The following is a 21,176-nucleotide window of genomic DNA, read 5'->3' as shown; positions in this document are numbered from 1 at the left end:
ACAACGCCACCAGCAAAGCCGCCAGATGAAGCGTTCCATTCCCTTCGAGATATTCCGCTACGCCGCGATCCTCGCGGCCATGGCGGTGACGCTGGTGCCGATCCTGTGGATGGTGTCGATGGCGTTCAAGCCGATCGCCGAATGGTCGGCGACCGGTGCCGACCTGACATGGTGGCCGAAGAACCCGACGCTCAGCAATTTCCGTTTCGTCTTCGGCGAGTCGACCAACAATCTGATCGTCGCGCTCGACCGCACCGCGCTGAAACCTATCCTCTCGTCTCTGCTGTCGGCGGTTTTCGGCACGGTGATCGCCATGTCGGCGGGCACTGCCGCGGCTTACGGACTGTCGCGTTTCGGCTCCGGCCAGAACCTGCCGCTGGCACTGATCCAGCTCAGGCTGTTTCCGCCGATGGCGGTGATGATCCCGGTGATGATCATGTGGGCCTTCCTGAACTTCACCGACAGCTGGTGGGGCCTGGCGCTGATCTACGGCATCGTCACCTTGCCCTTCGCCTTCTGGCTGATGAAGACGTTCTTCGACGACATGCCGCGCGAGATCGAGGAGGCGGCCCTGGTCGAAGGCTGTTCGCGGCTGCGCGTCTTTACCCGCATCACGCTGCCGATGATGCGCGCGCCGCTGGCCAGTGCGGCACTCTTCGTCTTCATCCTCAACTGGTCGGACTATCTGATCGCGCTGCTTCTGACGACGCGCGAATGGGTGACGATCCCGGTCTACATGGCCTCGCTGTCGTCCTCGATGACCGGGCAGCTCTATGGCGCAAAGGCAGCGCTCGGCCTGATCGCCGCCGTGCCGCCGGTCATCATGGGCATCGCCATCCAACGTCATCTGGTGCGCGGGCTGACATTCGGGGCGCTCAAGCAATGAGCGCGGTGACTGCCATGAATGCAGAGGACGAGATGAAAGCCGTCGGAGCAAGGCCGGTTTCGCGCGACGAGGGCGGAAGGCTGGGTTTCCGGCTGACGCTGCCGGCGCAGATCCTCGTCCTGTTCATCTCGGCCTTCCCGCTGTTGATGCAGCTCTATATCAGCGTCACCGACTGGTCGCCGCTGTCGGGCCTCGGCTGGTGGAATGCCTGGTCGCTGTGGAACAGCTTTGCCAACTACACCGATCTTGCCGCCGATCCACGCTTCTGGAGCGCGCTGAAGCGCACGGCCATTGTCATGATCGTCTGCGTGCCGGCGGAGTTCCTGCTGGGGCTGGCGCTGGCGACGCTGTTTGCCGACGATTTTCCGGGCAAGCGGATCTTCTATTCGATCCTGCTGATGCCGATGATGGTGGTGCCGGCGGTGGCCGGCTACATGTTCTTCATGCTGTTCCAGTCGGGCGGTCCGGTGAACGACATATTGTCGGCGCTCACCGGTTCTCCCGTCACCATCGCCTGGCTGTCGGACCCGACCCTGGCCCTGATCGCCGTCATGGTCGCCGATATCTGGCAGTGGACGCCGCTGATGTTCCTCATCCTGCTCGCCGGTCTGGTCGGTGTGCCGGAGGACCAGATCAAGGCGGCGACGCTGCTCGGCGCCAATCCGTGGCAGCGCTTCGTCACCATCGTGCTGCCGAAGATGAAGACGATCATCATCATCGCGCTGGCGATCAGGGTAATAGAGAACTTCAAGATCTTCGATACGCTCTACATCATGACCGGCGGTGGTCCCGGCGTCGCCACCGAGACCATCTCCGTCTACATCTACAAGCTCACCACGCAGGACCTGATCTGGGGCTATGTGGCGGCGATCGCGCTGGCCATATTGGTGGTGCTCTCGATCGTCGCGGTGTTCGCCATGAAGCGCATGGCGCGGGCACGCGAGGTACTGGCATGAGCGCGATCCACCTGCAGAACCTGGTCAAGAAATTCGGCGACTTCACCGCGCTGAAGACCATGGACCTGGCAATATCAGATGGTGAGTTCATGGCGCTGCTCGGTCCGTCGGGCTGCGGCAAGTCGACGACGATGAACATGATCGCCGGCATGGAGGAACCGACCGGGGGCAAGATCCTGTTTGGCGAGCGCGACATGGCCGGCGTGCCGATGGGGCGGCGCGGCGTCGGCTTCGTGTTCCAGAACTACGCCATCTTCACCCATATGACGGTGCGCCAGAACCTTGGCTACGGCCCAAAAATGCGAGGAGCTGCCAAAGCCGAGATCGACCGCCGTGTCGGCGCCATCGCCGAAATGCTGCAGCTGACGCCGCTGCTCGACCGTAAGGCCGACCGGCTGTCGGTCAACATATTGCAGCGGGTGGCGATCGGCCGCTCGGCGATCATGGAGCCGGCGATCTTCCTGCTCGACGAGCCGCTGTCCAATGTCGACGCCGCTTTCCGGGCTGTCATGCGCACCGAACTGAAGCAGCTGCAGCGCCAGTTCCGCCAGACCATGGTCTATGTCACCCACGACCAGCTAGAGGCGATGACCATGGCCGACCGCATCGCGGTCATGGATCATGGCGTGCTGCAGCAGGTCGGCACGCCGCTTGAGGTCTACAACGATCCGGCCAATGTCTTCGTCGCCCGCTTCATCGGCGCGCCGGGCATGAACCTGCTCAAGGGCAGGCCGGCGGAGAGCGACCGTGGGCTGGTCGTCGATCTCGGACCGGTGGGCATCACCCCGCCGCTGCCGAGTGATCTGGCGGCGGCCGTTCGTGGTGCGCGCGGCGAGGTGCTTTACGGATTCCGGCCGGAACAGGCGACGCTGGTGCAGAATGGTCAGGGCCTCGCCATGCAGGTCACTTTCGTCGAACGGATCGGTGCGCGCACCATCGTTCATCTCGGGCAGGGCGAGGCTGCCGTGAAAACGGTGTTCGACAATGATGTCGGGCTGGCGATCGGCGACACCGCTGTCGTCGCCCCCACCGCGTCGTCGGTGCGTGTCTTCGACGCCGCTACCGGTCTTGCGATGAAGGCAGGTTGAGATGGCCGATATCGTCTTCCGCAATGTGACCAAGCGCTACGGCGGCACACTCGCCGTCGACGACGCCTCGTTCACCGTCAACGACAATGAGTTTTTCTGCTTCTTTGGGCCGCCACTGTCGGGAAAGTCGACCATCCTGCGCCTGGTGCTTGGGCTTGAGACCCCTGATGCCGGCGAAATCCTGATCGGCGGCAGACCGGTCAACGAGGTGTCGCCGGCCGAGCGCAACGTGGCGATGGTGTTCCAGAACCTGGCCCTGTTTCCGCATATGAGCGCGCTCGACAATGTCCGCTTCCCCCTGGTCGAACGCCGGGTCGCCGAGGTCGACATCAAAAGGCGGGTCGCCGACGTCGCGGCGAAGCTGCATATCGGCCACATCCTGCACAAGCCGCCGGGCCAGCTTTCGGGAGGCGAGCGGCAGCGCGTGGCGATCGCGCGTGCCCTGGTGCGCGATCCCAACGCCTATCTGATGGACGACCCGATCTCGGCGCTCGACGCCAGGCTGCGCGAGGAAACGCGTGTCGAACTGAAGCGCATCCAGCGCGAGCTCGGCAAGACGCTGATCTACGTCACGCATGATCAGGAAGAGGCGATGTCGGTCGCCGACCGCATCGCTATCCTGGAGGATGGCAGGATCAGGCAGATCGGTGCGCCGGCCGAGATCTATGACCGCCCGGCCAGCACCTATGTGGCGCGGCTGCTCGGCTCGCCGATGATGAACATCCTTCGATCGGTGCGCGGCGAGGGCGGTGTCGAGGCGGCCGAAGGCACGATCCGCATTGCCGACAAGGCGGCGCCCGCGGACGCCGTCGAGATCGGACTGCGGCCGGAAGACATCAAGGTCGGACCGTGGCCCGTTGATGGAAAAGGGGATGGGGGCCCGGGCCGCCCAGCGCGGGTGTTCGAGGTCGAGCCGCTTGGCGGCTACACCGTGCTGACGCTCGCTGCCGGGCAGGCGCGGCTAAAGGCATTGCTGCGCGGCCAGCCTGACATCCGGCCCGACGCCATGGTGGCGATATCCTGTGAGGCGGCCAGGGTGCATTATTTCGGACAGAGCGGGGGAGCGCTGGCACGATGACGGCGGCCGCAAGGAAAGAGCTTCGGGAGGATCAGATGGCAAACAAGGGCTTCGAGCCGGACGTGAAGGTCCGCACGAAGGAATTCAAGATCGGCTGCGTCGGCGCTGGCATGATCATGGCCGAGTGTCATCTCGCTGCCTACAAGGAAGCTGGCTTCCCGGTGGTGGCGATCGCCTCGCGCACCCGGGCCAGCGCCGAGAAGGTGGCGGCGCGCTGGGCCATCCCGACCGTGCACGACACGCCGGAGCAGCTGATCGAGGATACGAATGTCGAGATCATCGACCTTGCCTTTCCGCCCGACCAGCAGCCGGCGCTGATCCGTCACGCACTGAAGCAGAAGCACATCAAGGCGATCCTGGCGCAGAAGCCATTGGCGCTGTCGGTCGAGGAAGCGGTCAAGCTGCGCGACGAGGCGGCCAAGGCCGGCAAGATCCTCTCGGTCAACCAAAACATGCGCTACGACCAGTCGATGCGCGTCTTGAAGCAGATCATCGACAGCGGCGCGCTGGGCGACATCGTCTTCGCGCAGATCGACATGCACGCCATCCCGCACTGGCAGAGCTTCCTGGAAGAATATGACCGGCTGACGCTCGCCAATATGAGCGTGCACCATCTCGACGTGTTGCGCTTCCTGTTCGGCGACCCGGATGAAATCACCACGCTGACGCGCAAGGATCCGCGCACGAAATTCGACCATTCCGACGGCATCACCGTGTCGACGCTGCGCTTCCCGTCCGGCGTGCTCGCCGTGTCGCTGGAGGATGTCTGGTCCGGCCCGCGCCAGGATGGCTACAAGGACGACCAGCACATCAACTGGCGCGTCGACGGCACCAAGGGGGTCGCCAAGGGCACCATCGGCTGGCCGACAGGTGCGGCCTCGACGCTGACCTATGCTTCCACCGAGACGACCGGCGGCGAGTGGGTCAGCCCGAGCTGGGACACGATGTGGTTCCCGCATGCCTTTATCGGCGTGATGGAACAGCTCCAGCACGCGGTGAAGACGGGCACGCCGCCGGCGCTGTCGGTCGCCGACAACGTCAAGACCATGGCGCTGGTCGAGGCGGGCTACCGCTCGATCGACGAGGGCCGCACGGTCAAGCTGTCCGAAATCTCGACAAACTGAATCACTGAGTCGCTTAAAGGGAGGAATTCACACCATGATGCAGGCAGGTATTTTCACGGGCTATTTCCCGTACGGCCTCGAAGAGACGGCGAAGAAGATCCGCGGGCTCGGTTTCAACACGGTGCAGCTCGACCTCCATTTCAAGGATGTCGACCTGTCGGCCGGGCAGATCACCAAGGACAAGGCCAAGACCGTGCGCGACGTTTTCCGCGACCACAATCTGCCGGTCTGCTGCGTGTCGGGCTACACCAACATCATCCATCCGGACAAGGCCGAGCGCGACAAGCGCGTCGGCTACCTCAAGGAGATCATCCGCAACGCCCGCCATTTCGGCAGCCCGTACGTGATCTCGGAGACCGGCACCTACAACACCGAGTCCGACTGGGTGCATCACCCCAAGAACAAGACCGAGGAAGGGTTCGAGGAATGCCGCAAGGTGGTCGCCGACCTTGCCCAGACAGCCTATGACCACGGCGCGGTGTTCCTGCTCGAGACCTATGTCAACAACGTCGTCGGCTCGGTCGAGGAGACGGTGAAGATGTTCGCGCAGGTCGATCATCCCGGCCTTGGACTCTTGATGGATCCGACCAATTATTTCGAGACGCACAACATCGACAGGATGGACCAGATCCTGAACCAGGTGTTCGACACGCTGACGGACAAGATCAGAATAGCGCACGCCAAGGACGTCAAGCGCTCGGGCGGCGACAAGTCCGAGAAGCATGCCGATATCGGTGACGAGGACGCGCTGGAGAGCCACACGTTCCGTGGCGTCGGCGAGATCGAGCTGCCGGCACCCGGCCTCGGCTCGCTGAACTACGATCTCTACCTTCAGCGGCTGGCGCAGAAGCATCCGAACATCCCGGTGATCATCGAGCATCTCTCGGAAGACGACGTGCCGCGCGCCAAGAAGTTCCTCGACGGGAAGTTCCGCGCCAACGGTCTTTGATGGTCATTAGCGCAGCCGATTGATGGGACGACAGTGCAGTGAAGAAGCGGCCGTGACATGGTAGAACTCTACGGCAAGACGCTTTCGCGCCGTCAGGTATCGGAACGTTCGGGCATGCTGTCGCAATTCGCCGGCGTGCGGCTGATGACGCTTGGCGACGGGGTGGAACGCGGCATCCGCATGCTGGAGTTCCGCACCGGTTCGGGCCTGCGCTTCACGGCGCTGGTCGACCGGGCGCTCGATATCGCCGATTGCGACTTCAAGGGCCAGGCGATCGGCTGGCATTCGCCGAGCGGCTTTCGCAACCCCGGCCTGCACGACTACGAGGGGGAAGGCGGACTGGCCTGGGCGCGCTCCTTTTCCGGCCTGCTCGTCACCTGCGGCCTCGACCATATATTGGGCCGGGAAGAAGTGCCGGTCGATACCTACAACTATCCGGGCAGGAAGACCGTGGTGCATTCGCTGCACGGCCGCGTCGGCACCATTCCGGCGCGGCTGACCGGGTATGGCGAGGCCTGGGATGGTGACCGCTGCGTGCTGTGGGCCGAAGGGATCGTCCAGCAATCGGCGGTGTTCGGCGAGGATCTGCATTTATTGCGGCGCATCGAGGCCGATGTCGGCGGCAACGAGATCCGGCTGTCGGACCGCGTCGTCAATCACGGCTTCAACCGTACGCCGCATATGTATTTCTACCATGTCAATGTCAGCCACCCCTTGCTCGACGAGGGCGCGCGCTATCTGGCGCCGATCCGGGACGTCGTCTGGGCAGGCCATGATGGCGAGCTCTACGAGGCGCAGAAGGTCGGCTACCGCACGGTGCCGGCGCCGCGACTGGGTTTCAGCGAGCAGGTCTGGCAGCACGAGATGGCGGCGGACGCCAATGGCGAGGTGCCAGTGGCTGTTGTCAACGACCGTCTCGGACTTGGCTTCGAGGTGGTGACCCGCAAGGACCAGCTGCCTTGCGCCTATCAATGGCAGAATTTCCAGGCAGGGCAGTATGCGCTCGGCATAGAGCCCTCGACACACCATGTGCTCGGCAATCTCGCGGCGCGCGAGCGCGGCGAGATGATCTGGCTGGAGCATGGCGAAAGCCGTTCCTATGACGCGGTGTTCCGGGTGCTCGACGGCGCCGGCGCGATTGCCGCGGCTGAAGCGAAGATCGCGTCGATCGCCAGGCAGCCGCAACAGGATTATCCTGTGCCGTCGGGCAATTTTCCGGGATTGGCGGACAGGGCATGATGCGAAACGAATGCTCCGGCTGGCGGGCCGGAAATCGGAGGTCGATGTGATGGGAAGAAAGCGCGACTACAGCCTGGTCGGCGAAAGCACACGCATCGCGATCGAGACCGGGCTGGCCTCGGCCGAATGGTATCACACCGATGTGCCGCGCAAGGCGATGAAGGAGCTGATGCAACGCTCGGACGGACCGGCCATCCGCGACACGATCATCTGGATCGCTGCCATACTGGGCTCCGCCGCCGGGATCATCTGGTTCTGGGGCACATGGTGGGTGGTGCCGTTCCTGCTCGTCTATGGTGTGCTCTACGGCTCCTCCAGTGACTCGCGCTGGCACGAATGCGGCCACGGCACCGCCTTCCGCACCCGCTGGATGAACGATGTCGTCTACCAGATCGCCAGCTTCATGCTGATGCGCAATCCGGTGACCTGGCGCTGGAGCCATGCTCGCCACCACACCGACACCATCATCGTCGGCCGCGATGCCGAGATCGCGGTGATGCGTCCGCCGGACCTGCTGCGCGCCGCACTTGCCTTCACGGGCATTCTCGATTTCCGCTATTCGCTGCCCACACTGGTGCGCAATGCGTTCGGCAGCATCTCGCCCGACGAAAAGAGTTTTATCCCCGAGATGGAGCTGCGCAAGGCGGTCATCGCCGCGCGCTGGCATATCGCCATCTATGTCGTGACGATCGCGCTGGCGTTCTATTTGTGGTCGTTACTGCCGCTGGTGCTGATCGGCCTGCCGCGCCTCTATGGCAGCTGGCACATGGTGCTGACCGGCCTGCTGCAGCATATCGGGCTGGCCGACAACGTCACCGACCACCGGCTGAACACGCGCACCGTCTACATGAACCCGATCAGCCGCTTCATCTACTGGAACATGAATTATCACGTCGAACATCATATGTTCCCGATGGTGCCCTATCATGCGCTGCCGAAACTTCACGAACTGATCAAGCACGATCTGCCCGAGCCCAATCCATCGATGTGGCATGCCTATCGCGAGGTCTGGCCGGTGCTTATCAGGCAGCTCCGGTACGAGGACTATTTCCTCAAGCGTGAATTGCCGCCGACGGCGCGACCGTACCGGGAGGAGTTCCACGCGCTGACCGTTCCGGCGGCAGCGGAATAGAGTCGCAGGAGACAGAGATGGCCGACTGGGTGGAAGCGTGTGGGGTCAATGATGTCGAGGAAGAGGACGTCATCCGCTTCGATCATGGCGGCCGCACCTTCGCCATCTATCGCAGTCCCGATGACGAGTACTTCGCCACCGACGGCTACTGCACGCATGAGAAGGCACATCTGGCCGACGGGCTGGTGATGGACGACATCATCGAATGCCCAAAGCACAATGGCCGCTTCAACTACAAGACAGGTGTCGCCAAGGGCGCGCCGGTGTGCGTCAATCTCAAGACCTATCCAGTGCGGATCGAAGCTGGCAAGGTCATGATCGAGATCGGCTGACCTGCCGCAGCATACAACAAGAGGGAAACCCTTTCGATGAGCCGAAAAAGACCGACCGTCGCGGACCTGCGCGCCATGAAGGGCAAGCGCCAGCTGACCATGCTGCGCGTGCTGACGATGGACGAGGCCGAGGCGGCCGAGCGGGCAGGGGTCGACATCGTTTCGGTGCCGCCCGAACTGGTGCTCAACCCGCAATACCGCGACGCGGCGCCCAGTCTGTTCACCATGCCGGGAGACAATTTCTACGAGATCGGCACGTCAGACGATTTCCTGCGCTGGGCCTTCCGGCTCTACAAGGCCGGGGCCGACGCGGTCTATTGCAGCGCCGGCTACGCCACCATCAAGCGGATGGCCGACGATGCGATCCCCGTCATAGGCCATGTCGGCCTGATCCCGTCGCGCGCCACCTGGACCGGCGGCTTCAAAGCCGTCGGCAAGACGGCCGACACCGCCATGGAGATCTTCGCGGCGGTCAAGCAGTTGGAGGCCGCCGGCGCCATCGGCGCGGAAATCGAGGTGGTGCCGGTCGAGGTGGCGAAAGCGATCTCGGAGCGCACGTCGCTGATCATGCTGTCGATGGGGGCGGGCACAGGCTGCGACGCGCAATATCTGTTCGCCGATGACATTCTTGGCCAGAACCGTGGCCACATGCCGCGCCATTCCAAGGTCTATCGCAATTTCGCCGCCGAATACGATCGGTTGCAAGCAGAGCGCATCGCCGCGTTCTCGGAATATGTCGCCGACGTCAACAGCCTTGCCTATCCCGAGGACAGGCATGTCGTGCATATGGATCCGGGCGAACTACGCCTGTTCCTGGACAAGGTCGGTCGGGCTTAAGGCCGCTTGCCAATTTCCACCCGCGAGCATCGCGTAGAGCCCTTCGGCGTCGATGCCGAGCGGCCGGTCCTTCTTCAAGCCAGGGACCAGCGCGCGTATTGCCTTGTGAATTGCAGCGGTGCGTGGCGCCAGGGTCAGCCCTTCACGCAGGTCGACGGCCTGCGCGGCGGCCATCAATTCAAAGGCGATCAGCCGCCGCCACAGGTCGATCATCTCGGCGCATTTTGCAACCGCCAGCGGCGTCTGCGTGGCATGATCCTCGACGCCTTCCGACACGGGCAGGAAGTCGAGCATCACCGGATTGGCCTTGTGGCGAATGGCGGCAAGGATCGATGCCACTACCTTCTGCAACGGCACGAACCCGGCCGAGGCGCCGCCGACCGGCGACAGATATTTCGGCAGGCCGTTGCGGCCCGAACCGGTGAGCTGGATGAAGCGGGCGGCACTCGCGGCGGCACATTGAGCGATTGCCAGGCTGAGGGTCTCGAAGGCCAGCGAAAGTGCGGCGGTGTGGAAATTGCCGGTCGACAGCACCAGCTCGTCATCGCCCAGCACCAGCGGGTTGTCGGCGGCGGCGTTGAGTTCGATCTCGACGGCATGCCTGGCCTGACCGATCGCATCGATCAGCGCTCCGTGGATCGACGGCATGCAGCGTATCGACAGCGGATCCTGCAACGTCGTTGGCGCCGGCGGCTCGTCACGGGCGAGCAGATCGTGCAGTGACTTTGCCGCCTCCTGCTGGCCAGCCGCCGGTCGCGCCATATGCAGGCGCGGGTCGAGGATGGTGCGGTTGGCACCAAAACCTTCCATGGTCAGCGCGCCGGCCTGCTGCTGCTGGGCAAGGGCGGACAGTGCATCCGTCACCGCAAGTGCGCCGCTGCCGGCTGAGACCGCCGAAGCATTGATCAGCGACAGGCCGTCCTTCGGCGCCAGGCTGACGGGGGCGAGACGGGCCATCATCAGCGCCTTGACCGCCGGCATGCGGCGACCCTGATAGTCTGCCTCGCCTTCGCCGGTGAGCATGCGGGCGAGTGCCGTCATCAGCACCAGATCGCCGGCGCCGATCGAGCCGAGCGACGGCATGACAGGATGGACGCCGGCATTGAGCGCGTCGACCAAGGCGACGAAGACGTAAGGCGAAAGGCCGGAGCCTCCAGCTGACAGCATCGCGGCACGCGCCACCATGGTTGCGCGAACGGCTTCGACCGGCAGCGTTTCGCCGACCGCGCCGCTGCGTCCCTCCAGCAATTGCCGCTGAAAGGTGCTGGCGTCGCCCTCTACAGCGATACCGAGATTGGCGCCGAGGCCGGTGTTCAGGCCATAGATCTGCTGGCCGGATGCGGCGGCCTGGTCGAGCACTTTTCGCGCTTTCTCCAGCCGGCCGAGGACATCAGGTCCAATCTCCACCTTGCGCCTATCACGGGCGACGGCGGCGACGTCGCCAACGCCGACGTCGGTCCCGGTGAGGAGAAGCGCGGTCATGCGAAGCGCAGCCTCTGGCCGATGCCCTGCGCCCGCGCCTTGGCCAGCATCGCCTTGCCCAGTGCAATGTCTGACAGCGACAGGCCGCGATGCCAGAACAGGATCGTTTCTTCGTCATTCTCACGCCCGACCTTGAGACCGGCGGCGATCTGACCGAGTTCGGCATGCAGCGTCTTTTCGCTCAGCCGTCCGGTCTCGACATGAGCGCGTAGCGAGCCGAACTTGCCGCCCTTGCACTGGCCCCAGTCGTCGACGACCATCTTCCGCATGATGTCCGTCAGCGACAGCTCGACAGCACTCATCGTGCCATAGGGCACGACCAGCGCGCCGGGCTTGATCCATTCGGTCTTCAACAATGGTTGTGGCTCCGGTAGCCGCGAGGCTTCGACGACGATGTCGGCGCCCTCGATGCAGCTCTTCCAGTCGGCCACCGCCGTCACCGTCTTGCCGAGGTCGGCGGACAGTTTGGCGGCAAAACCGTCGCGGCTTTCCGGGCGGCGCGAATGGACGCGGATCTCGTCGAAGTCGAAGAGGTGGTCGAGCAGGCGCACATTCCAGTAGGCGGTGCCGCGCGCGCCGATATGGGCCAGCACCTTGGAATTCTTGCGCGCCAGATGCTTGGCCCCGATTGCGGTGACGGCGCCGGTGCGCATGTCGGTGATGACGGTGGCGTCGAGGATGGCGCGCGGCGTGCCGGTGCGCGGATCGAACAGATTGAGGATGCCGAATTCGGAAGGCAGCCCGTGCAGGTAATTGTCGACATAGTCGCCGACGATTTTCACGCCCGCCGTGTCGAGCGGCGCGACGTAGCCGCGCAAGACGTTGAAATGGCCGTGGAAGGACGGGTCCGGCTCGAGATGAACGCGCGGCTCGATCACCGTCTGGCCCTTGCCTTGCGCCACCAGGCCAGCCTCGACGGCGGCAATGATTTCATCATCGGTCATGGCAAGGGCATCGATGTCGAGGGCATTGAGGTAGTCGATGTAGATGGGCTTCATTTTACGCGCACACTTTCCTCGGCCACCCCGCTCATCCCCATAGCAGGCGGCGGCGCGACACGAAAGTTTGTTGCGCCGTCTCTGGACGCGGCCAGTCAAATGCTGTTCAAACCGGTTCCGTCATGACTGCCATTCCCGAGACTGAAGCCTTACCCGAAACGGCCACCAATGCGCGGCGCGTGGCGCTGATCGTCGCCATCGCCTTCTTCATGCAGTTGCTGGATTCGACGATCATCTCGACCTCGCTGCCGCAGATGGGCGAGTCGTTCGGCGTGCCGGCGGTGGCGATGAGCATCGGCATCACCGTATACATGCTGACCATGGCGGTGTTCGTGCCGCTGTCGGGCTGGCTCGCCGACCGGTTCGGCGCCCGCAACATCTTCCTGCTGGCGATCGTCCTGTTCACACTGGCCTCGCTTGCCTGCGGCTTCTCTGAAAATCTGACCCAATTCGTCGCCGCACGTATCGTGCAAGGGCTTGGCAGCGCGCTGATGACGCCGGTCGGACGCATTCTCGTGCTGCGCAACGCGTCGAAGTCGGAGTTGCTCAACGCCACGGCACTGATCACCTGGCCGGCGCTGTTTGCGCCAGTGGTCGGGCCGGTGCTCGGCGGCTTCATCACCACCTACCTGTCCTGGCACTGGAATTTCTTCATCAACATCCCGCTCGGCGTGGTCGGACTGACGCTGGTCGCGCGTTTCATTCCGGGCGACCGCGAGGCCGACCCCAAACCGCTGGACTGGCCTGGCTTCGTGCTCACGTCGGCCGGGCTCGCTTTGCTGCTCTACGGCCTCGAGCGCATCGCGCATCCGGAGGATGGCGTCCTGCCGACCGTGGCGCTGATTGCCGCGGGCATCGTCATCGGTTGGCTGGCGGTGCGGCATCTCAGGCGTGCGCCGCATCCGCTGCTCGATCTCTCGTCGTTCAAGGTGCTGACCTTCGCCATCTCGACGCTGGCCGCGGGCACCATTTTCCGGGTGGCGATCAACGCCACGCCGTTCCTGTTGCCGCTGCTGTTCCAGGTCGGCTTTGGCCTCAGCCCCGTCGATGCCGGCATGATGATCCTTGCCTATTTCCTCGGCAATCTCGGCATGAAGACGGTGACGACGCCAACGCTGCGCCGCTTCGGCTTCCGGTCGGTGCTGGTCGTCAACGGCATGATCGCCTCGGCGGCGATCATGGCCTGCGCGGCGATCTCGCCGCAGACGCCGCATGCGCTGGTGGCGGCGCTGATGCTGATCGCCGGCCTGTCGCGCTCGATGCAGTTCACCGCACTCAATACGCTGGCCTTCGCCGATATCGATGCGGCGCAGCGCAGCTCGGCGGCGACGCTGTCCTCGATGCTGCAGCAGGTGGCGATGCTGTTCGGCGTCGCGGTGGCGGCGGCGATCCTCAATCTGTCGCAGATCGTCCGGGGTCGGCCCGCTCTCGACCTCGTGGATTTTCGAATCGCCTTCCTGGCGATCGGCGCCATCGGACTGGTGGCGGCGTTGCGTTTTCTCGCGCTGCCGCCGGGTGCGGGCGCCGAGGTTTCCGGCCACGCGCCGGGAAATTAAGATCGATTTTTCCGCCTGATGCGGAGATAAATTCCGTCTTGTCCTTTCGCCTTGGTGCACGCTTTCGCGAGCGGCCGCAATGGCGCAACCAATTGCCAAAAGTGCAGGCTTTTCCGGGCATTGCGCCAGCTTCGGCAATCGATGCGTCCACTCGGTGAATATCGCTGCCAGCCTGGGTTCTGAACGCGGATTCATTTGACGAACAGGCGCTGAGCCGATTAGCTTTCTTCCCAGGAATGGCGGCACCTGCCATCGGGGCAAACGCAGACATGAACACGATCGGCTGGCCGAATGTCAGGAGCCTGAATCAGGAAGGTATTGTCTTTGCCATCGCGGTGGTGCTGTTCGTCGCCGCGGCAATAGGCCTGCCAGGCTTCATCGACCCCAACAACCTCGTCGCCATCGTCCGCTCCGTGTCGGTACTGGGAATACTGGCGCTTGGCATGGCCGTCGTCATCATCGGCCGCGGCATCGACCTCTCGGCGGTGGCGATCATGGCGATGTCGGTCGCCTGGTATCTGCAACTGCTGAATTCGGGGACGCCGGACGGGCTGGCCTTCGCCTATGTGCTGGCCGGCGTGCTGGCCATCGGTCTGCTCAACGGCTTTCTCGTTGCCTATGCCGATGTGCCGGCGATTTTCGTGACGCTGGCGACGGGCTCCTTCGTCTTCGGCTATGTGCGCTCACAGCTGATCACGCAGGATGCCGTGCCGGTGCCGCAGGGCCATTGGGTCGAGCTGCTGGGTGGCCTGCGCTTCCTCGATGTTCCGATCGAGGTGTTCGTCTTCGCGGGCCTGGCGTTCCTGTTCTTCCTGTTCCTGCGCTACACCAAATGGGGCCGCTACATCTATTTCGCCGGCGACAATCCGGTGGCCGCCCGCAACATCGGCATTCCGGTGCGGCCGATGCTGGTGCTGCGCTATGTGCTTTCCGCCTTCGTCGCGCTGATCGCCGGCCTGCTGACGGCGGCCAGCCTGCATTCGATCAACACCCGCGTCGTCAATTCGACGCTGCTCTATGACATCGTGCTGGTGGCGGTGATCGGCGGCATCGGCCTGTCCGGCGGGCGCGGCGGGGTGCGCAATGTGCTGGTCGGTGCGGCGCTGATCGGCATCCTGCTCAACGCCATGACCATCATCGACATTCCGCTGCTCTACCAGAACCTGATCAAGGCGGCGATCCTGCTGGGGGCAATCATCGTCGACGGCATCATCAATCCACGTGACGAGCAGACCGCCCAGCAGGGTGACATCTAGGGGTACCCGGTCCGATCCATCCCGATCGGCCGGCAATGAAAATCGAAAACGAGAGGATCTGACATGAAATTCATCAGGACATTGATGGCCGCCGCCACGGCACTCGCCGTCACCGCCTTCGTGGCGCCAACCTTCGCCGCCGACGATCCCGGCCCGGCTGCCTATGCGCAGGCACTCAAGGGCAAGCGTGTCATGCTGGTGCCGCTGGCGATGGGCTTCGACCTGGCGCAAGGCTGGGCGCATTACCTGAAGACCGAAGTCGAGGCCTGGGGCGGCATGTTGGAGACGCGCGACCCGAACTGGGTCGTCGATGCCGGCGCGCAGGCGATCACCGACGCCATTTCGTCGGACACCAGGCCTGATGTGCTGATCATCCATGCACCGGACCTAAACTCCTACTCCAAGCTGATGAAGAAGGCGCAGGCCGCCGGCACCTACGTCATCCTGGTCGACAATCCCGCCAACTTCCCGGCCGACGCCTTTATCGGCAGCGACTGGGACCGGCTTGGCCAGCTCGAGGCCGAAGCGGCGATCAAGGGCTGCGGCGAAACCTCGTCGAAGAAGATCGGCCTCGTGCAGGGCGACCAGGCGAATTCGTCGAGCCTCTATCAGTATGCCGGCATCATGAAGGTGCTGGACAAGCATCCCGACTTCAAGGTCGTGGCGAAGCCCGACTCCAACTGGGACGCAACGACCTCGCGCAACGTGACGACGACGATGCTGCAGCAGAACCCGGACATTTGCTCGATCATCGATTTCTGGGACGGTGACGCCACCGGCGCTTCCGCCGCGATCCGCGACGCCAAGCTCGACGGCAAGGTGTTCCTGGTCACCACCGGCGGTGGCGAGAAGACGGCCGATTGCGACAAGCTGCAGGACGGCACGTATGGCGCCGTGGTGATGACCGATCTTGCCCGCCAGTCGGGCGACATGAACGCCATCATCAAGTTCTTGCTGCAGAGCGGGCAGCCGGCCGGTACCTCGCACACCTACATCTACACGCTGGAGAAGGCGACGACCAAGGCCGACCTCAAGCCCGACAGCTGCTGGGATCTGAAGGCGCTGCAGGCCGAGGCGGCGGCGAAGTAGGATCTGCGCGATTGATATCAACGAGGTGGCCGGGATGTCTCCACGAGGTAATTCTCGACGTTGGCGCCGCCCCTCATCCGCCTGCCGGCACCTTCTCCCCGTATAGTGACGGGGAGAAGGGAGCTACCCACGTATTGAAGCGCCTGTCGCGACGGTCGGGAAGTAAGCTCCAACGCTGGCGACCCCTCTCCTCGTTCTTCACGGGGAGAGGGTAAGGGTGAGGGGCAGCGCCGACGTGAAGTGATTGCCTTTGGATCGGCCGGCCACCCCTTCTTCTTTCTCATGGAATAGCAGCAGCCGATGTCCTTTCGCGAACGCCTCCAGTCCTGGCGCTACAATCTCGTGCCCGACCATGTCGTCGGCGAGATCCTGACCAAACGCTGGACCGACAACGCCATTCCGTTCCTGGCGCTGGTGGCGACGCTGGCAACCTTCGGCTCGATCATTCCCGGCTTCTTCAAGCTGACCGCGCTGCAGGAATCGACCCGGCAGCTCGGCGAGTTCTCGATGGTGGTCACCGGCATGACGGTGGTGATGCTGGGCGGCGGCATCGACCTGTCGGTCGGCTCGATCTTCGCGCTATCCTGCTTTTCCGCTGTCTATGTCTTCTTCATCCTCGAACAGTCGATCTGGCTGGCGCTGGCCGCTTCGCTCGCCACCGGCCTCATCTTCGGCGCCATCAACGGCTATCTCGTCGGCTACCTCAGGCTGCGCGCCTTTCTCACCACGCTGGTCACCTTCATCTTCGGACGGGCGCTGTTCGACATCCTGGTCACCACCTATGCCGCCGATGTGCAGCTCTCGACCGCCACATCGGATGTGCTCGACTTCATCGGCGACAGCACGTTCTGGGGGCTGTCGATCTCGGTGTGGCTGGCGATCATCCTGGCCATCGTCACCCATATCGCGCTGACGCGTTCGCGGCCGGGCTGGCACGTGCTGGCGGTCGGCGGCTCCAGGCGTTCGGCGCACAATGCCGGCATCCGCGTGCGCCGCACCGTGTTCATGACTTATGTCTTCTCGGGCTTCTGCGCTTCCATCGGCGGCTTCCTCATCGCTTGCCGCCTAAGCGGGGCAGGGCCGGGCACCGGCCTCAACCTCGAGATCATGGCACTGACGGCGGCGGTGGTCGGCGGCGTCAGCCTCGGTGGCGGCCGCGGCTCGGTGATCAAGGGGCTGATGGGCGCCATCATCGTGCTGACCATGACCAACGGGCTGATCCGGCTGGGCTACGGCACCGGCACCAACCAGATGGTGCTGGGCATCATGCTGGCGGTGGCGGTGACGATCGACATCCGCTGGCTGAAGAACCGCCACAAGGTGCTGAACGAGGTCTATGTCGCGCCGGTCTATCTCAAGATGGGCGAGACACAGTCGGCCGCACCCGGCTCCGGCACGCCCTACGAGCTCGACAACAGGCTGTCTGCCGCCGACCATATCGGGCTTGGCGAGTTGGAGGGGCCGGAAGATGTCATCCTCGACCGCGACGACAACCTCTATTGCGGCACGCGCCACGGCGAGATCGTCCGCTTCTTCGCGCCGGATTATGTCAGGTCGGAAGTGTTTGCCCACATCGGCGGCTTTCCGCTGGGCCTCGCCTTCGACAAATCGGGCAATCTGATCAGCTGCGTCGGCGCCATGGGGCTCTATTCGGTCTCGCCGGATCGGGAGGTCAAACGCCTGTCAGCGGAAACATCGCGCTCCTGGACTTCGATCGTCGACGATGCGCGGTTGCGCGACCCCAATGACTGCGACATCGCGCCGGACGGGCGGATCTATTTCACCGACTCGACCAAGCGCTACGATGCCCACGATTGGACGCTGGACTCGATCGAGAACCGCGCCACCGGCCGGCTGCTGGTCTACGACCCGAAGGACGGTTCGACCAGGACGCTGCTCGACGGCTACCGCTACACCAATGGTGTTTGCATGGCGCATGACGGCAAGTCGCTGTTCTTCGCCGAAAGCTGGGCCTGCCGCGTGCATCGCTACTGGCTGGAAGGGCCGAAGGCCGGCACCGCCGAATGCGTCATCCGCGACATGCCGGGCTATCCCGACAACATCAACCGCGCCTCCGACGGCAATTACTGGATGGCCTGGCTGGGCATGCGCACGCCGAGCTTCGACCTGTCGCTGCGCCACCCTGACATGCGCAAGCGCATGACGCGCCGGCTGCCGCAGGATGAATGGCTGTTCCCCAACATCAACACCGGCGGCGTGGTGAAATTCAACGAGACCGGCGGCATCGTCGAGGCGATGGGCGACCTCACCGGCGACGCGCATCCGATGGTCACCTCGATGCGCGAGCATAAGGGTTTTCTGTTCGTCGGCGGTATCCTCAACAACCGCATCGGCCGCTACAAGATCGCTGGCGCCGATCCGAATTGGACCAGCCCCGCTTCCTATTGGGGGGCGAAATCATGATCCTCGATCCGGTGCTCGACCTGTTTCGCGGCAAGGCGGTGACCATCCCGCCGCTCGACGGCGCCTTCCGCCCCAACACGCGGCTGGACGATGCGCCGGCTTTTGCTGAACTGACCGAGCCGGACAATCTGCTGGTTACCGGTGACAGGCTGCTGGCCTCCAGCGGTAACGCCATCCATGCGATTGCCGCAGGCGCGGAGACTGTCGTGGTCGAGACCTTTCCGTCTCCCGTCACCGCGCTGGCGCTATCACCAACGGGCGACCTGACAGTCGGGTTGGAGAACGGCAAGCTGCTGATTGGCGGCAGGGACATTTCGCTGCCGGCCGAGATCCGCTGCATCACCGCACTTGCCTATGCAGACGATGGCACGCTGTGGCTGGCCAATGGCTCGGCCGAGCACGCGCCCTCGCAATGGGCCGCCGACCTGATGAAGAAGGGAGCGTCCGGTTCGCTTTGGAAGCGGGATGCGGTAGGTGGCGGCTTCCGCAAATTGGCCGGCGACATCGCCTTCCCCTATGGGCTCTATCCCGTCGGCAGGGATGTTCTGGTCAGCGAAAGCTGGCGCCATCAGCTTGTCCGCTTCGATGGCGCGACGGGCAACCGTTCGACGGTGTTGACGCATCTGCCAGGCTATCCCGCGCGCCTATCGCCTGCCGTTGATGGTGGAGCTTGGCTGACCTTGTTTGCGCCGCGCAACCGGCTGATCGAATTTGTTTTGCAGGAAACGCACTATCGGCAGGACATGCTCGACCAGGTGCCGCCGGCTTATTGGATCGCGCCGGCGCTTGCCTCCAGCCGCAGTTTCCTCGAACCGCTGCAATGCGGCGGCATCCGCGCCATGGGCATCCACAAGCCGTGGTCGCCGAGCCGCTCCTATGGGCTGGTGGTCAAGCTCGACCAAAACATGCAGCCGCAATTCAGCCTGCACAGCCGCGCCAACGGCACGCGCCACGGCATCTGCAGCGTGGCGGAAAAGGACGGCAGCCTGTTCATCGCCTCCAGGGGCGGTGACTGCGTGCTGGTGATCGACCTCGCATCGGGAGGTTTTTGATGGAACCGATCGTCCGGCTGGAGAACGTTACCAAGAACTATCGCGGCGTACCGGCGGTGAAGAACGTCAGCTTTGAGCTGCGCAAGGGAGAAATCCACGCGCTGCTCGGCGAGAACGGCGCGGGAAAATCGACGCTGACCAAGATTATTGCCGGCGTGGTCGACGCCTCCTCCGGCAAGATGTTCCACAAGGGGCAAGAGATCGCCTACGCTTCGCCGCATGCCGCCCTTGAAGCCGGCATCGCGATGGTGTTCCAGGAAACCAGCCTGGTGCCGTCGATGACAGTGGCGCAGAACCTTTATCTCGGCACTGAAAAGTTCCTCAACCGGCTGCGCGGCACCTACATTTCGGCTCAGCAGTTCCTGCAATCGCTGAATTTTCCAGTCGACCCGAACGCCATGGTGGCAACGCTGGGTGCGGCCAAGCGGCAGATGGTCGAGATCGCACGGGCGGTGCACCATAATGCCGAGATCATCATCTTCGACGAGCCGACGGCGACGCTGACGCCGGAGGAGAAACGCCATTTCTTCGCGCTGATCCGCAGGCTGAAAGCGAGCGGCGTGTCGATCGTCTTCATCAGCCACGCGCTGGAAGAGGCACTGCTGATTGCCGACCGCATCACCATCCTGCGTGACGGCGAACTGGTCATCACCGACGACACGTCCGCCTTCGACCGTGACAGGATCGTCGCCGCAATGGTCGGGCGCACGCTGTCGGGGCAGATCTACCGGCAGCGCGATGAAGCCAAGCTGCGCAAGGCAGGCCGGAAGGTTCTGTCGGTGCAGGACATCTCGATGAGCAATGTCGTGCGCAACACGTCCTTCTCGATCTTCGAGGGCCAGATCACCGGCGTGTTCGGGCTGATCGGCTCCGGCCGCACCGAGACCTTCAAGATCGTCTCCGGCATCTACAAGCGCGATTTCCTGCGCGGCGGCGCCATCGAGCTGGATGACAGGCCAGTGCGCTATCTCGTGCCGAGCGAAGCGGTGGCCGACGGCATCGTCTATGTCACCGAGGACCGCAAGAGCGAGGGCATTTTCGAGACGATGGGCATTGCCGAGAACCTGTTCGGCGGGCTCTTGGCGGCGGGCCGCGAAAAGGCCTGGGTGATCAACGCGCAGGAGATGCGCGCGCTGTCGGCCGAATGGACCAAGACGCTCAACATCAAGGCGATCAACGACAATGCGCGCGTGGTCGAGCTCTCCGGCGGCAACCAGCAGAAGGTGGTGATCGGCAAGGGGCTGGTGCAGCGGCCGCGCATCGTCATCTTCGACGAACCGACGCGCGGCGTCGATGTCGGCGCGATCGCCGAGATCCACCAGATCATCAACCGGCTGGCTGACGAGGGCCTGGCCGTCGTCGTCATCTCGTCCTATCTGCCTGAAATCATGAATCTGTCCGACCGTATTCTTGTCTGCCGCCAGGGCCGCATCGTCGAGGAGTTTTCACCGGCGGAGGCCACGGAGGAGAAGATCATGTACGCGGCCGTGCATTAGGGTGCTGGAGCAGGAAGCGAATGGGCGTGCCGCTGGCTCGAACATTGTGGAGATCAACCGCAGCGCCCGTCATTTCGTCATCCACGGGCGGAGCAAGGAGCGTAGCGACGCAGCGCTGACCCGAGGATCCTGTGTGTTGTTCCCATGCTATGTTTGAAGTGGGAAGGAGACCGAGAGGATCCTGGTCGTCCTTTCACAGGAC

At 63.7% G+C, this 21,176-nt stretch carries 18 protein-coding genes; 16 read left to right on the top strand and 2 right to left on the bottom strand.

Going from position 1 to position 21,176, the window contains the following annotated elements:
• Positions 1-25 precede the first annotated feature (25 nt).
• From NKG99_RS32140 to NKG99_RS32095, 10 genes are read left to right on the top strand one after another with little or no spacing between them, the layout of a single operon-like run.
• Positions 26-886: a carbohydrate ABC transporter permease gene (locus NKG99_RS32140; RefSeq protein ID WP_183450686.1), complete on the top strand. Its 861-nt coding sequence runs from the start codon at positions 26-28 to the stop codon at positions 884-886.
• A complete protein-coding gene (locus tag NKG99_RS32135; protein ID WP_352873299.1) occupies positions 883-1,842 on the top strand; it encodes a carbohydrate ABC transporter permease in 960 nt (319 codons plus the stop codon). Before NKG99_RS32140 ends, NKG99_RS32135 begins: the two co-directional genes overlap by 4 nt.
• On the top strand, positions 1,839-2,930 hold the full coding sequence (locus NKG99_RS32130) for an ABC transporter ATP-binding protein (RefSeq protein ID WP_352873298.1): 1,092 nt from the start codon (positions 1,839-1,841) through the stop codon (positions 2,928-2,930). The genes NKG99_RS32135 and NKG99_RS32130 overlap by 4 nt, the downstream gene beginning before the upstream one ends.
• Position 2,931: 1 nt before the next feature.
• A complete protein-coding gene (locus NKG99_RS32125; RefSeq protein WP_352873296.1) occupies positions 2,932-4,008 on the top strand; it encodes an ABC transporter ATP-binding protein in 1,077 nt (358 codons plus the stop codon).
• 35 nt (positions 4,009-4,043) lie between these two features.
• Positions 4,044-5,132, top strand: a complete 1,089-nt coding sequence (locus NKG99_RS32120; protein ID WP_352873295.1) for a Gfo/Idh/MocA family protein — start codon at positions 4,044-4,046, stop codon at positions 5,130-5,132.
• Between the two features lie 34 nt (positions 5,133-5,166).
• The gene (locus tag NKG99_RS32115; RefSeq protein ID WP_352873293.1) at positions 5,167-6,081 is read left to right on the top strand and encodes a sugar phosphate isomerase/epimerase family protein; all 915 of its coding nucleotides are present in this window, start codon (positions 5,167-5,169) and stop codon (positions 6,079-6,081) included.
• A 57-nt stretch (positions 6,082-6,138) separates the two neighbouring features.
• Entirely contained in the window at positions 6,139-7,320 is a 1,182-nt protein-coding gene (locus NKG99_RS32110) for an aldose 1-epimerase family protein (protein WP_352873292.1), read from the top strand.
• Positions 7,321-7,369: 49 nt separating this feature from the next.
• The gene (locus tag NKG99_RS32105) at positions 7,370-8,452 is read left to right on the top strand and encodes a fatty acid desaturase family protein (RefSeq protein WP_352873290.1); all 1,083 of its coding nucleotides are present in this window, start codon (positions 7,370-7,372) and stop codon (positions 8,450-8,452) included.
• Positions 8,453-8,469: 17 nt separating this feature from the next.
• Entirely contained in the window at positions 8,470-8,784 is a 315-nt protein-coding gene (locus tag NKG99_RS32100; RefSeq protein ID WP_352873288.1) for a MocE family 2Fe-2S type ferredoxin, read from the top strand.
• A 36-nt stretch (positions 8,785-8,820) separates the two neighbouring features.
• A complete protein-coding gene (locus tag NKG99_RS32095; protein ID WP_352659027.1) occupies positions 8,821-9,621 on the top strand; it encodes a 3-methyl-2-oxobutanoate hydroxymethyltransferase in 801 nt (266 codons plus the stop codon).
• Here NKG99_RS32095 and NKG99_RS32090 read toward each other — a convergent pair.
• Positions 9,586-11,103, bottom strand: a complete 1,518-nt coding sequence (locus tag NKG99_RS32090) for an HAL/PAL/TAL family ammonia-lyase (RefSeq protein ID WP_352873286.1) — start codon at positions 11,101-11,103, stop codon at positions 9,586-9,588. The two genes, NKG99_RS32095 and NKG99_RS32090, sit on opposite strands and share 36 nt — an antisense overlap.
• Positions 11,100-12,101, bottom strand: coding sequence for an ornithine cyclodeaminase family protein (locus tag NKG99_RS32085; RefSeq protein WP_352873285.1), 1,002 nt, complete (start codon positions 12,099-12,101; stop codon positions 11,100-11,102). Before NKG99_RS32085 ends, NKG99_RS32090 begins: the two co-directional genes overlap by 4 nt.
• A gap of 122 nt (positions 12,102-12,223) precedes the next feature.
• On the opposite strand from NKG99_RS32085, the gene NKG99_RS32080 reads away from it, so the two are divergent.
• The 6 genes from NKG99_RS32080 (at position 12,224) to NKG99_RS32055 (ending at position 20,974) form a co-directional block, all read left to right on the top strand.
• Positions 12,224-13,657 (top strand): DHA2 family efflux MFS transporter permease subunit, encoded by a 1,434-nt coding sequence (locus NKG99_RS32080; RefSeq protein WP_352873284.1) that lies wholly within the window; start codon positions 12,224-12,226, stop codon positions 13,655-13,657.
• Between the two features lie 269 nt (positions 13,658-13,926).
• Positions 13,927-14,913: an ABC transporter permease gene (locus NKG99_RS32075; protein ID WP_352873283.1), complete on the top strand. Its 987-nt coding sequence runs from the start codon at positions 13,927-13,929 to the stop codon at positions 14,911-14,913.
• 63 nt (positions 14,914-14,976) lie between these two features.
• The gene (locus tag NKG99_RS32070; RefSeq protein WP_352873282.1) at positions 14,977-16,002 is read left to right on the top strand and encodes a sugar ABC transporter substrate-binding protein; all 1,026 of its coding nucleotides are present in this window, start codon (positions 14,977-14,979) and stop codon (positions 16,000-16,002) included.
• Positions 16,003-16,302: 300 nt separating this feature from the next.
• A complete protein-coding gene (locus tag NKG99_RS32065) occupies positions 16,303-18,426 on the top strand; it encodes an ABC transporter permease (protein ID WP_352873281.1) in 2,124 nt (707 codons plus the stop codon).
• Positions 18,423-19,478, top strand: a complete 1,056-nt coding sequence (locus NKG99_RS32060; protein ID WP_352873280.1) for an SMP-30/gluconolactonase/LRE family protein — start codon at positions 18,423-18,425, stop codon at positions 19,476-19,478. Before NKG99_RS32065 ends, NKG99_RS32060 begins: the two co-directional genes overlap by 4 nt.
• Positions 19,478-20,974 carry a sugar ABC transporter ATP-binding protein gene (locus tag NKG99_RS32055; protein WP_352873279.1) on the top strand — a complete coding sequence of 499 codons (1,497 nt, stop codon included), beginning with the start codon at positions 19,478-19,480 and terminating at the stop codon, positions 20,972-20,974. The genes NKG99_RS32060 and NKG99_RS32055 overlap by 1 nt, the downstream gene beginning before the upstream one ends.
• The last annotated feature ends 202 nt before the right edge of the window (positions 20,975-21,176 follow it).

The organism is Mesorhizobium sp. M1409, assembly GCF_040317535.1.
Taxonomy (GTDB): Bacteria; Pseudomonadota; Alphaproteobacteria; order Rhizobiales; family Rhizobiaceae; genus Mesorhizobium.
This window is presented reverse-complemented; position numbering and strand designations above follow the sequence as displayed.

Excerpts from the sequence above, each read along its gene's own strand:
- NKG99_RS32140 (WP_183450686.1), top strand. The coding sequence starts at position 26 with ATGAAGCGTTCCATTCCCTTCGAGATATTCCGCTACGCCGCGATCCTC.
- NKG99_RS32135 (WP_352873299.1), top strand. The coding sequence starts at position 883 with ATGAGCGCGGTGACTGCCATGAATGCAGAGGACGAGATGAAAGCCGTC.
- NKG99_RS32130 (WP_352873298.1), top strand. The coding sequence starts at position 1,839 with ATGAGCGCGATCCACCTGCAGAACCTGGTCAAGAAATTCGGCGACTTC.
- NKG99_RS32125 (WP_352873296.1), top strand. The coding sequence starts at position 2,932 with ATGGCCGATATCGTCTTCCGCAATGTGACCAAGCGCTACGGCGGCACA.
- NKG99_RS32120 (WP_352873295.1), top strand. The coding sequence starts at position 4,044 with ATGGCAAACAAGGGCTTCGAGCCGGACGTGAAGGTCCGCACGAAGGAA.
- NKG99_RS32115 (WP_352873293.1), top strand. The coding sequence starts at position 5,167 with ATGATGCAGGCAGGTATTTTCACGGGCTATTTCCCGTACGGCCTCGAA.
- NKG99_RS32110 (WP_352873292.1), top strand. The coding sequence starts at position 6,139 with ATGGTAGAACTCTACGGCAAGACGCTTTCGCGCCGTCAGGTATCGGAA.
- NKG99_RS32105 (WP_352873290.1), top strand. The coding sequence starts at position 7,370 with ATGGGAAGAAAGCGCGACTACAGCCTGGTCGGCGAAAGCACACGCATC.
- NKG99_RS32100 (WP_352873288.1), top strand. The coding sequence starts at position 8,470 with ATGGCCGACTGGGTGGAAGCGTGTGGGGTCAATGATGTCGAGGAAGAG.
- NKG99_RS32095 (WP_352659027.1), top strand. The coding sequence starts at position 8,821 with ATGAGCCGAAAAAGACCGACCGTCGCGGACCTGCGCGCCATGAAGGGC.
- NKG99_RS32090 (WP_352873286.1), bottom strand. The coding sequence starts at position 11,103 with ATGACCGCGCTTCTCCTCACCGGGACCGACGTCGGCGTTGGCGACGTC.
- NKG99_RS32085 (WP_352873285.1), bottom strand. The coding sequence starts at position 12,101 with ATGAAGCCCATCTACATCGACTACCTCAATGCCCTCGACATCGATGCC.
- NKG99_RS32080 (WP_352873284.1), top strand. The coding sequence starts at position 12,224 with ATGACTGCCATTCCCGAGACTGAAGCCTTACCCGAAACGGCCACCAAT.
- NKG99_RS32075 (WP_352873283.1), top strand. The coding sequence starts at position 13,927 with ATGAACACGATCGGCTGGCCGAATGTCAGGAGCCTGAATCAGGAAGGT.
- NKG99_RS32070 (WP_352873282.1), top strand. The coding sequence starts at position 14,977 with ATGAAATTCATCAGGACATTGATGGCCGCCGCCACGGCACTCGCCGTC.
- NKG99_RS32065 (WP_352873281.1), top strand. The coding sequence starts at position 16,303 with ATGTCCTTTCGCGAACGCCTCCAGTCCTGGCGCTACAATCTCGTGCCC.
- NKG99_RS32060 (WP_352873280.1), top strand. The coding sequence starts at position 18,423 with ATGATCCTCGATCCGGTGCTCGACCTGTTTCGCGGCAAGGCGGTGACC.
- NKG99_RS32055 (WP_352873279.1), top strand. The coding sequence starts at position 19,478 with ATGGAACCGATCGTCCGGCTGGAGAACGTTACCAAGAACTATCGCGGC.